This window comes from Halobacillus sp. BBL2006 (assembly GCF_000786645.1).
Classification (GTDB): domain Bacteria; phylum Bacillota; class Bacilli; order Bacillales; family Halobacillaceae; genus Halobacillus.
The window spans coordinates 1-3,131 of the sequence record NZ_JRNX01000464.1; the positions used below are offsets into that span (position 1 = coordinate 1).

Below are 3,131 nucleotides of genomic sequence, written 5' to 3' on the forward strand. Positions count from 1 at the left end.
AGGAAGTGATCGACTATGTTCATAGCTGGGTCGAACGACGCCCGGATCTTGATTACGAGATTGACGGCATCGTCATCAAAGTCGATCGTCTAGATCAACAGGAGACTCTCGGCTTTACAGCAAAAAGTCCACGCTGGGCTACCGCATACAAATTTCCAGCAGAAGAAGCCGTCACTTACTTACGCGATATCGAACTCAGTGTAGGTCGTACTGGTGTTGTGACACCGACAGCGATTCTAGACCCGGTCAAAGTCGCCGGAACGACGGTGCAGCGCGCATCCCTTCACAATGAAGATTTGATCCGAGAAAAGGACATCCGCATCGGTGATACCGTCGTCATTAAAAAAGCTGGAGACATCATTCCGGAAGTGGTCCGTGTCATGGAGGATCAACGCGAAGGGAATGAAGAGCCGTTTTCAATGCCGGAAACATGTCCGGAGTGTGAAAGCAAGCTCGTCCGTCTTGAGGAAGAAGTGGCTCTTAGATGCATCAACCCGAACTGTCCAGCCCAGCTCCGCGAGGGCTTAATCCACTTCGTGTCAAGAAATGCGATGGATATTGAAGGCCTTGGGGAAAAAGTAATCGCTCAGCTTTTCCAGGAAAAGCTGATTCATAACATCGCTGATCTTTATAAACTCGAGCGAGAACAGTTACTGGAGCTTGAGCGCATGGGCGAGAAATCGGTGCAGAACTTATTGAAAGCGATCGAAGCCTCTAAAGAGAATTCGTTGGAGCGTCTCTTGTTCGGTCTCGGTGTCCGCTATGTTGGAACGAAAGCAGCAAGCACGTTAGCGCAGGAGTTCGAGACGATGGACAACCTTTTAGAAGCGGATGCTGAAAAATTAGAATCGATTCCTGAAATTGGCGAGAAAATGGCCGACTCTATTGCGCGTTACTTCGCTAAACCTCAGGTCATCCAATTATTGGAAGAACTGAAAGAGCTCGGTTTAAACATGGAGTACAAGGGACCGAAGAAGAGTGATCAGCCGTCCGATTCACCGTTTATGGATAAAACGATCGTACTTACTGGAAAAATGGAGAATTACAGCCGCTCAGAAGCGAAGAAAATCGTCCAAGAGCTCGGAGGCAATGTAACGGGAAGTGTCAGCAAAAACACAGACCTCTTAATTGCAGGGGAAGACGCCGGGTCCAAGTACACGAAAGCTTCTGATTTAGGCATCGAAATTTGGGATGAAGAACAATTTATGAAAGCTTTATCCAACTAGGGAGTGGAAAGACCATGAGGAAGCTGCACGCACTACTGTTAAGTTCGTTGCTGTTTATAAGCGCGTGTACCCCTGTTTTTGATAATCGAGAAGAAGTCATCCAGGAAACGAAGGATGAGAATAGCAATCAGACGGCCATCGTACCAAACTACACGATGTCCGATGAAAACTATCGAATGATTTTGACAGAGAGCAGCCCGAAAGTAGCGAAGGCGAGAACGGTGACGACCAACCAGATGGGGAACCGGCTGGACATCGCTGAATTCGAGAGCGGCCTGCGCCGTCATTCGAAGGAATACTTCAGTCCGGAGGATTACTTCTTCCAGCCTGGCCAGTTCCTGTCACAGGACACGTTGTTAAGCTGGCTTTCAAGATATAAGGAAGCTGACGAAAAAGGTAAAAAAGGAAATGAAGAAGGGTTAAACCCCGAATTAAATGAAGATGAAGCATCCGTCGAAGAGTTTCGTAATAATCCGAAATACATTTCCAACATCGTCGAGCAGGATTTCCTTGTGAAGAAAAAAGAGAATGTCGTAGAGGTTCAGGGTGTCACGATTGGGATCTCATTACGTACCGTCTATAACTTTACGAGTGAAGACAAAGATTATCAGGAAAATCACTCCACGAGCGAATTGTTGAAAAAAGGGAAAGCGTACGCCGGTGAAATTTTGACGCGCTTGAGAGAACGTAAAGAATTGAAGGACGTCCCGATTGTTTTTGCCCTTTATGAAGAAGAAGAAGCAAGCTCGAAGGTACCTGGGAAGTTCCTGAGCAAAACGTACGTCAAAGCATCAAACAACAAGATTGGTGATTGGGATCCGATCAATGAAAAACACGTTCTTTTCCCATCTGCGGAAGCGCAGGAGGATTACTTCGAAGATTCGCAGATCTTTTCTGACTTCAGGAAAGAGGTTGCTGATTACTTTCCTAACTTTGTAGGAATGATCGCGAATGGATTCTATATCGATGACGAACTCCAACAAGTATCCATCGATATTCCGATCCAGTTCCACTCTCAATCGGAAGTTGTCGGGTTCACTCAGTATGTCTACAGCCTTGTTGTTGAAATGTTCCCTGAGCATTACGACGTTGAAGTGAACATTAAGAGCATGGATCGTCAGGAGAGTTTAATTGTGAGAAAAGCAGGTGAGCAAGAACCGTTTGTTCACATTTATGAATAAGAGTGAGCCGCATGGATGTTGAGCGTGCGGCTTTTTTGTTGGATTGGAGAATAGGTGGACGGGAGAATCAAATAATAAGGAACTAGGACAGCTGTGCTTTGCAATATGGATCGAATCCTTCGAACGAGCGCGATAATCGGCGAAATCATCTTAATAATCAACCACTCCTCTCGTGAAAATCAACGAAATGGACCAGTTAATCGCGCAAACCTGAATGGTTATCAACCAAAAGCAATTTTTAGACAAAAAATGCAATGCGGGATTAATTAAAAGCATATGAAAATATGAGAACGATATCAAAGTGTCATGACCGATTTTCCGTCCATTTGACGATAAATCGACTTTTTTCGGACAAAAGAATTTGAACTGGCGGATGGGTTGCGATAGAATAATCAGTGGAAACGCTTGAAGTGGTAATTTTCAAAAAAATCACGTGGCGTCTAACCCCATTTACTTTCAAGGAGGCGGTTTAGAATGGTAGTACCTTACAAACATGAACCATTTACCGATTTTAGCGTTGAGGAAAATCGTAAAGCTCTGGAAGCTGCGATCAAACAAGTTGAGTCTGATTTAGGCAAAGACTATCCGTTAGTTATCGGTGGAGAGCGGATCATGACAGATGACAAGATCAAGGTCGTGAATCCAGCGAATAAGAAAGAAGTTATTGGTTATGTTTCAAAAGCGAATCAGGATTTGGCTGAGAAAGCTCACCGAATTGCAGACG

General features: G+C 44.9%; 2 protein-coding genes and 1 pseudogene. All 3 read left to right on the forward strand.

From position 1 onward, the window contains the following. Positions 1 to 1,226 (forward strand): NAD-dependent DNA ligase LigA (ligA, locus tag LD39_RS13755; protein ID WP_035548037.1); only part of this gene is annotated, 1,226 nt, incomplete at its 5' end. A 14-nt stretch (positions 1,227 to 1,240) separates the two neighbouring features. Further along, positions 1,241 to 2,407, forward strand: a complete 1,167-nt coding sequence (locus LD39_RS13760; protein WP_035548041.1) for a CamS family sex pheromone protein — start codon at positions 1,241 to 1,243, stop codon at positions 2,405 to 2,407. Between the two features lie 474 nt (positions 2,408 to 2,881). Further along, positions 2,882 to 3,131: pseudogene (locus LD39_RS13765) on the forward strand (L-glutamate gamma-semialdehyde dehydrogenase); the annotation flags it as partial.

Bases quoted from the DNA above. Each gene is read 5' to 3' on its own strand.
- LD39_RS13760 (WP_035548041.1), top strand. From the start codon at position 1,241: ATGAGGAAGCTGCACGCACTACTGTTAAGTTCGTTGCTGTTTATAAGC.